Source organism: Cyanobium sp. A1C-AMD, assembly GCF_024346495.1.
Lineage (GTDB): Bacteria > Cyanobacteriota > Cyanobacteriia > PCC-6307 > Cyanobiaceae > Cyanobium_A > Cyanobium_A usitatum.
The window spans coordinates 19754-27224 of the sequence record NZ_JAGQDB010000028.1; the positions used below are offsets into that span (position 1 = coordinate 19754).

General features: G+C 63.1%; 7 protein-coding genes. 4 read left to right on the plus strand and 3 right to left on the minus strand.

Translation table 11 applies throughout. The annotated features are described in order from the left end of the window. Positions 1–25: 25 nt before the first annotated feature. On the plus strand, positions 26–691 hold the full coding sequence (locus KBY74_RS06650) for a hypothetical protein (RefSeq protein WP_254942013.1): 666 nt from the start codon (positions 26–28) through the stop codon (positions 689–691). Here KBY74_RS06650 and KBY74_RS06655 read toward each other — a convergent pair. Beyond that, positions 688–3087, minus strand: a complete 2400-nt coding sequence (locus KBY74_RS06655; RefSeq protein ID WP_254942014.1) for a glycogen/starch/alpha-glucan phosphorylase — start codon at positions 3085–3087, stop codon at positions 688–690. The genes KBY74_RS06650 and KBY74_RS06655 overlap by 4 nt on opposite strands. Positions 3088–3264: 177 nt before the next feature. Between KBY74_RS06655 and KBY74_RS06660 the strand changes: the two genes are divergently transcribed. Next, positions 3265–5433, plus strand: coding sequence for a glutamine synthetase III (locus KBY74_RS06660; protein WP_254942015.1), 2169 nt, complete (start codon positions 3265–3267; stop codon positions 5431–5433). Between the two features lie 16 nt (positions 5434–5449). Here KBY74_RS06660 and KBY74_RS06665 read toward each other — a convergent pair whose 3' ends face one another. After that, positions 5450–6163 (minus strand): hypothetical protein, encoded by a 714-nt coding sequence (locus KBY74_RS06665; protein WP_254942016.1) that lies wholly within the window; start codon positions 6161–6163, stop codon positions 5450–5452. A gap of 280 nt (positions 6164–6443) precedes the next feature. Here KBY74_RS06665 and KBY74_RS06670 point away from each other — a divergent pair, with 280 nt between their 5' ends. Beyond that, the gene (locus tag KBY74_RS06670; RefSeq protein WP_254942017.1) at positions 6444–6647 is read left to right on the plus strand and encodes a hypothetical protein; all 204 of its coding nucleotides are present in this window, start codon (positions 6444–6446) and stop codon (positions 6645–6647) included. Between the two features lie 9 nt (positions 6648–6656). Here KBY74_RS06670 and KBY74_RS06675 read toward each other — a convergent pair whose 3' ends face one another. Then, positions 6657–6908 (minus strand): hypothetical protein, encoded by a 252-nt coding sequence (locus KBY74_RS06675; protein ID WP_254942018.1) that lies wholly within the window; start codon positions 6906–6908, stop codon positions 6657–6659. Between the two features lie 293 nt (positions 6909–7201). Here KBY74_RS06675 and KBY74_RS06680 point away from each other — a divergent pair. Further along, a partial coding sequence (locus tag KBY74_RS06680) for a hypothetical protein (protein ID WP_254942019.1) occupies positions 7202–7471 on the plus strand: 270 nt, incomplete at its 3' end.

A 7471-nucleotide genomic window follows, 5' to 3' on the forward strand; every position in this document is an offset into this window, starting at 1 on the left:
GCCTGCGACAGCAACAGGCGTGCCGGTGGCTAAGGACGAAACGAGCAGGGGTGACGAACTGCAGGGCTTGGGCTGGACGCCTGAGGAGGTGCGCCAATACGAGGAGCTGTGGGAATACCGGCAGCGCTGGGGCGCCATCAACCTGGAGCCGGAAGATCGGGTGTTGCTGCGGCGAGCTGAAGCAGCCCTGCCCAAGCGAGTTGCCCATGGCAAGAGCTCGCTCAAAAAAACACTGCAGCAGAAATCTCACTACCGCTGGCTGTGTCTCTATCGAGACGCCATGCTCGCCGCCGCCGAAGGCCTTGGCCTCCAGCCCGGCGAAGAAGCCGCCTGGGTGATTCTGCTCGAGGCCGAGTTAAGAGCCCTGGATCACTACGAGCCGGTGCTGGGCTTGCCTGACACCCTCAAGGCCAAGGCCCTTTTGCCGGCCCGGGAGGCCTGGATAGAAGCCATCGCCGTCCAGGGACGGGAGCTCAGCTTCGACTTCGACGCACCGCTGGAAGCCCTCAAGCAGCAGGAAGCCACCAGCTGGAAGCCCCTGCGCAACGTTGGGGCCCGCTCCTATCCGGTGCTCGAAGCTGGCGCCGCTGCCAACTTCCGCACCCAGATGAACCAGGAGGTAGCCCAGCTGATCCGCTCCAGCTTCCCCTCGCTCAAGGACAGCGACAAGCCGGAGCCCCCGAGCGCCTAAGGCGCCGGGGCGCCGGCGCTGGTCTGCACCGGTACCCGGCCCACCTTCCAGATGCGCTCGGCGTAATCAGCGATCGAGCGGTCGCTGCTGAAGAAGCCGCAGCGCATCGTGTTGTGCAGCGACATCCGCGCCCAGCGGCCCCGGTCGAGCCAGGCTTCATCTACGGCGTTTTGAGCGCGGCGGTAGTCGGCCACATCCGCCATCACCCGGAAGGGATCGTGGCTGGTGAGGCTGGCCAGCAGGGGGTGGAAGAGCTCGCCATCACCCTCGCTGAAGTAGCCCGAGCCGATCAAATCCAGGGCTTGGCGCACGGCCGGGTCCTGCTCGATCCAGGGCATCGGGTGATAACCGCTGTTGCCCAGCTGCTCGATCTGCTCTGCGGTGTGGCCAAAGAGGAAGAAGTTCTCAGCCCCAACGCAATCGCGGATTTCGATGTTGGCCCCATCGAGGGTGCCAATCGTGACCGCACCATTGAGAGCCATCTTCATGTTGCCGGTGCCGGAAGCCTCCTTACCAGCGGTGGAGATCTGCTCAGAAAGATCCACCGCTGGATACACCAGCTGGCCCAAGCTGACGCTGAAGTTGGGCAGGAACACCACCTTGAGGCGGCCATCCATGGCCGGATCCATGTTGACCACGTCGGCGATACCGACAAGCAGGCGGATGATCAACTTGGCCAGGGCATAGCCCGGAGCCGCCTTGCCACCGAACACAAAGGTGCGCGGCGGCAGGTCTTCACCAGCGCGAATGCGCAGATAGCGCTCAACGATCTGCAGGGCCGCCAAGTGCTGGCGCTTGTATTCGTGGATGCGCTTCACCTGCACATCAAACAGGGAGGTGTGATCAACCAGCACCCCCAGCTCGCGGCGCATGTACTGGGCGAGGCGCTGCTTGCCGAGATCCCGCACCGCCTGCCAGCGCTCCAGGAACGCAGGGTCGTCGGCAAAGGCGGCAAGCCCTTGCAGCTCCTCGAGGTGGGTGCGCCAGCGGTCGCCGATCGCCTCATCGAGCAGGGCCGCCAGCGGTGGGTTGGCCACCGCCAGCCAGCGCCGCGGCGTGACGCCGTTGGTGACATTGGTGAAGCGCTCCGGCCAGATCCGGGCCAGATCGGCAAACAGATTCTGCTTAAGCAAGGTGCTGTGCAGCTCGGCCACGCCGTTGACGTGGTGGCTGCCCACCACAGCCAAGTGGGCCATGCGCACCCGGCGCTGCGGGCCCTCCTCAATTAAGGAAATGCGCTGCAGGATTTGGGAATCGCCGGGATAGCGAATCCGGGCCATGCGCAGGAAGCGGGTGTTGATCTCGTAAATGATCTCGAGCTGGCGGGGCAGCAACTGCTCAAACAGCTCCACGCCCCAGGTTTCCAGGGCCTCGGGCAGCAGGGTGTGATTGGTGTAACTGATGCTGGCGGTGGTGATCGACCAAGCGGTATCCCAATCGATGCCGTATTCATCCATCAGCAGCCGCATCAACTCAGCCACGGCGATGGCTGGATGGGTGTCGTTCAGTTGCAGCGCAAACTTGTGGTGGAAATCGGTCACCTCCAGCCCCTGGCCCCGCAGGATGCGGAACATGTCCTGCAGGGAGCAGCTGACGAAGAAGATCTGCTGGGAGAGACGCAGCCGCTTGCCCTGGTCCAGCTCGTCGTTGGGGTAGAGCACCTTTGAAAGGGTCTCCGCCTGCATCTTGCGCAGCACCGCCTTGGTGTAGTCGCCGGCGTTGAAGGAAGCGAAGTCGAAGGCCTCAGGAGCCACCGCCGACCAGAGCCGCAGGGTGTTCGCGGTGTTTACGCCGTAGCCCAGGATTGGGGTGTCGTAGGCGACGCCGATCACGGTGTGTTCACCGATCTGCACCGGATAGCTCCACTCCGGCCGGATCACCTCCCAGGGATTGCCATGGGCCAGCCAGGGATCGGTGCTCTCCACCTGGCCGTGGGGGGTGATCTGCTGGCGGAAGATGCCGAACTCGTAGCGGATGCCGTAGCCGATCGCTGGCAGCTCCAGCGTCGCCATCGACTCCTGGAAGCAGGCGGCCAGTCGCCCCAAGCCCCCATTACCAAGTCCGGGTTCGGGCTCCTCGGCGATCAGCTCCTCAAGGCTCAAGCCCAAGCTGGTGCAGGCCTCCCGGGCTGCCTCCACCAAGCCCAGATTCACCAGGTTGTTTTCCAGGTGCGGGCCCAGTAGGTATTCCGCCGACAGGTAGGTGGCCGTGCGGACATGCTCGCGGGTGTAGGTGTCGGCGGTGTCGACCCAGTTTTTGAGCAAGCGATCACGCACCGCCAATGCCAGGCAGCGGTAATGGTCGTGGCTGGTGGCCAGGGAGCTGGACTTGGCCTGACTGAAGAAGAGATGCCCTTGCATCGACTCCTTCAGAGCCTGGCTATCGGCTGAGGCCATCCCTAACTACCTGGAAAGTGAAAGTCTGGGGCTGGCGACTCAAATTCGCAGCAGCGTGGTCACGGTTACAGCACACGCCAAGCCAGGGCCAATCGCGCCGCTGGTATCAACCGCAGCAAAGCTTGGAGGGGGGAACAGCTTTGGGTAGGGGGACTGACGTTCAGTGGCGAACTCCCCATGCCCTCCCAACCACGCCTCCAAGCCCTCGAAAAGATTCTCAGCCGTCCCGCCGCCCCTACAGCTCCGATTCAGCCCCTCGATGAGCTCTGGGCTAGCGACGTATTCACCCTCGACAAGATGAAGGCGGCGCTGCCGAAGGAGATCTTCAAATCGGTGCAGCGCACCATCAAGGAGGGCAGCAAGCTCGATGTGTCGGTAGCCAACGTGGTGGCCCAGGCGATGAAGGAATGGGCCACCGCCCGAGGTGCCCTTTATTACTCCCACGTTTTTTATCCGCTCACCAACTCCACTGCCGAGAAGCACGACGGCTTCATCTCACCCCAGGGCGACGGCACGGTCTTCACCGAATTCACCGGCAAGGTGCTGGTGCAGGGCGAGCCCGACGGCTCCTCCTTTCCCAATGGCGGTATCCGCTCCACCTTTGAAGCCCGCGGTTATACCGCCTGGGACATCACCAGCCCCGCCTGGCTGATGGAGACGCCCAACGGTGTCACCCTCTGCATCCCCACCGTCTTCGTCTCGTGGACCGGCGAGGCCCTCGACAAAAAAACCCCCCTGCTGCGCTCGATCGCAGCCGTAAACAAACAGGCCCACAAGCTGCTCAGCCTGCTGGGGGAAACCACCATTGCCCCGGTCAACTCCAGCTGCGGCGCCGAGCAGGAGTACTTCCTGATCGACAGCGCCTACGTGCCCCTGCGGCCAGACCTGCTGCTGGCCGGCCGCACCCTGTTCGGTCGCCCCTCCGCCAAGGGCCAACAGTTTGACGACCACTACTTCGGCGCCATCCCGGAGCGGGTGCAGGTGTTCATGCAGGAGGTGGAGCGGCAGATGTACCGCCTGGGGATTCCGGCCAAAACCCGCCACAACGAGGTGGCCCCATCCCAGTTTGAGATTGCGCCTTTCTTCGAGGCCGCCAACGTGGCCACCGACCACCAGCAGCTCACCATGACCCTGCTGCGCAGCACGGCTAAGAAACATGGTCTGGCCTGCCTGCTGCACGAGAAGCCCTTCGCCGGCATCAACGGCTCTGGCAAGCACGTCAACTGGTCGATCGGCAACGCCACCCAGGGGAACCTGCTCGATCCGGGCAAGACTCCCCATAAAAACCTGCAGTTTCTGATGTTCTGCGGAGCGGTGATCCGCGGCGTGCACATGTACGGCCCCCTGCTGAGGGCCGTGATCGCCACCGCCAGCAACGACCATCGCCTCGGCGCCAACGAAGCGCCCCCGGCAATCATCTCGGTGTATCTGGGCAGCCAGCTGGAGGATGTGTTCAACCAGATCCGCGAGGGCCGGCTCTCCGGCTCGGCCCTCGGCGGCGTGATGGACTTCGGCGTGGACACCCTGCCGGAATTCGACAAGGACGCCGGCGATCGCAACCGCACCTCGCCCTTCGCCTTCACGGGCAACCGCTTCGAGTTTCGCGCCGTCGGCTCCAACCAATCGGTGGCTGGCCCGCTTGTGGCCCTAAACACCATCCTGGCCGATTCCCTCGACTGGATCTCCAGCGAGCTGGAGGCCAAGCTGGCCAGTGGCTACGGCCTGGAAGAAGGGTCTCTGGCCGTGCTCAAGACCCTGATCGAACAGCATGGCGCCGTCGTGTTTGGCGGCAACGGCTATTCCGAGGAGTGGCACCGCATGGCAGTGGAGGAGCGGGGCCTGGAAAACCTGCGCACCACCGCCGATGCCCTACCGGTGTTGGAGCGCCAATCAATCCGCGAGCTGTTCGAGCGCACCGGCGTGCTCTCGGCCGTGGAGCTGCAGAGCCGCTTTGAGGTTTACGCCGAGCAGTACATCCTGGCGATCGATGTGGAAGCCAAGCTGGCCGTCCAGATCGCCCGCACCCAGGTGTACCCAGCGGCGATCCGCTACCTCGGCGAACTAGCTGAAGCCCTGCAACTGCAGAGTTCCCTAGGCATCCAGGTATCGCCGGAAACCTCCAAGGAGGTGGCTGGATTGTGCCAGTCGTTGATGGACATTAGCGGCCAGCTTCAAAGCGCCATCGACCATCCCCCCCACGGCACCGAAGCCCACATGCGCTACTCGGCCGGCACCCTGGTGCCTTTGATGGCCGACTTGCGCGTGGCGGTTGACGGCTTGGAGGCCCTGGTCGACGACAACCTCTGGCCCCTACCCACCTACCAGGAGATGCTGTTCGTGCGTTGAGCAAGGCTGCGCCCGCTCACTGCGGAAAAACGCTGATGCGGGCGCGTTCTAGGTAGCTGGGGTCGGCCATGGTGTCGACCTCAAAGCTGGTCCAGGTGGCACTGGGTTCGGGGCTGCGCTCAAGCAACGGCCATTCGATACGCCGGCGCTGATAGGTGAGGCCCACACAAGTAAGCGCCTGGTCATCGGCCATCAGCGACCAGAGCACGTGCACCTCGCCGCGGTCATAGGCGATCGGAAGCTCCTGCCCGCCCTGCTCTGGCAACCATCCCGGAGCGAGGGTCAGGCCAGTCTGATTTTCCCAACACAGGTAGGAGCCGTTATCGGTGGGATAAAACCAGCAGGTTTCATTGGCTGCCTCAGCCAGGGGGAAGCGATCCAGCAGCTCCACCTGCTGCACTTGCAGCCAGGAGCCGTCGGCGGGGCCCCTAACGGCGTAGACGCCGATCCACAGGGAGGGCACGTCAAACTGCGTCACCACGGCATCGCAGATCAGGGAACGCCGCTCTGCCGCTGAGCCGAGGGGATCCGCACCGGCGATGGTGGCGCAGCCACTAGCTACCAACTCATCGAGGCTGCCCTGCCATTGATCTGGCATCCGAAACAGCCTCAGACCCCGGCCGCGATCAGGACCCTGGTGGCCTTGGGCCGCAACCAGAGCCTGCCAATCAACGCCCTCTTCGGGCAACTCCTGGCCCCTGGTCAACAGAAAGGCTAGGGAGTGGAGCATGGGTGCCTGCACAGGTCAGGGGCGCAGTAAAAGCGGACCCTAGAAGCCCTGACTGTTTAAGGCGGTGTTCTTGGCTGCCGGTCAGAGCACCAACTCCACGATCACAAAGCCCACAAGGGCCGCCAGAGCCAGCAGGGATGGCACACGCATAGACTTCCTTCTCGTTCAATTCTTAAGCAAATCTTAGGAGCGCTGGCTGGTCCTGGGTTGGGATCGGGGAGGTCTTCACATCTCTTGCTCCTGAGAGACTGGGATCATCAGCAATCCCGCACCTCCGCCGATGCCAAGCAGCGAGGGCAGCCACCGCGCAGCTTTCAGCCTGATGCTGCTGCTCTTAGTGGCCATCGGCCTACACGTTTACGCCCTACGGGTAAAGGAGGTAAAACCGAGTCGCCAGCTGCCTAGAACCAGCCTTAGCCCCGATGGCCAGGGGCGCGTGGCCGGGTCCCAATCCAGCCGAATTCAGCGATTGATTGAAGACTGAAAGCCAGCCTCAGCGCTCGAAGGCAAGGCCCACCAAAGAACGATTGGCACCCTTGACTTGCCAGCAGCCCTTAACCGGCCTGTAGCCACAGCCACGGCCATGGGCCTGGGTGATAAGTACGCCATGGCCGCCGGGACACAAATCAAGCCGTGGATCAACCCATACCGCCACGCCACCAGCACTGAAGTTGGCGATTTTCACAGGAATTACAGGCAACACCCTGCCCTCCCACCGCAACCAGCCCTCCATGGGTTGCTCCACTGGCCAACGCTGACCGTCGCGGAGGTTGATGAACCCAGCCAGAGGCCTATTTCGCAGGCGAAATCTGGTCACCGATCTCATAAAACCCCCACTACGCAGGCCAAAGAAGACCGATCGCGACAAGCGCGTCTCACCTGTTCTTAAACCTAGACCCATCTGACACTGGGTGGGCCGAGCTCCCGGCAGCCTTGTCATAAGACGCTCCAGAAGTGCAAGCCAGAAGTGCAAGCCATAAAGGTCTCGCCCCTAGCCAGCAATGAGCGTCGCCTAGGCCACCACGGGGCTAGCCGGCCATGGAGGAAAGTGGCTATCTCGCGGCAGAGCGAATGCCCCAGACCATGCAAGCCAATTTGACCGGTCTGGTGGCGACCCGATCGCCGCGGGCCGCTGCCGCGCCGGCGGAAGAGACAAGCCAGTCCCAGCGGGGATTCGGTGGATCGGGCCAGAGCAAGTCACGACGCAAAGGTGGCAAAAAGCGCAGCCCTGCGCTGAGCAAAGCCGACTGGGGCCCTCTGGGTAAGCTTTTAGATATTTATGATTTGGTTGGTGTTGTGATATTTTTT

Bases quoted from the DNA above. Each gene is read 5' to 3' on its own strand.
- KBY74_RS06655 (WP_254942014.1), bottom strand. From the start codon at position 3,087: ATGGCCTCAGCCGATAGCCAGGCTCTGAAGGAGTCGATGCAAGGGCAT.
- KBY74_RS06665 (WP_254942016.1), bottom strand. From the start codon at position 6,163: ATGCTCCACTCCCTAGCCTTTCTGTTGACCAGGGGCCAGGAGTTGCCC.
- KBY74_RS06670 (WP_254942017.1), top strand. From the start codon at position 6,444: ATGCCAAGCAGCGAGGGCAGCCACCGCGCAGCTTTCAGCCTGATGCTG.
- KBY74_RS06660 (WP_254942015.1), top strand. From the start codon at position 3,265: ATGCCCTCCCAACCACGCCTCCAAGCCCTCGAAAAGATTCTCAGCCGT.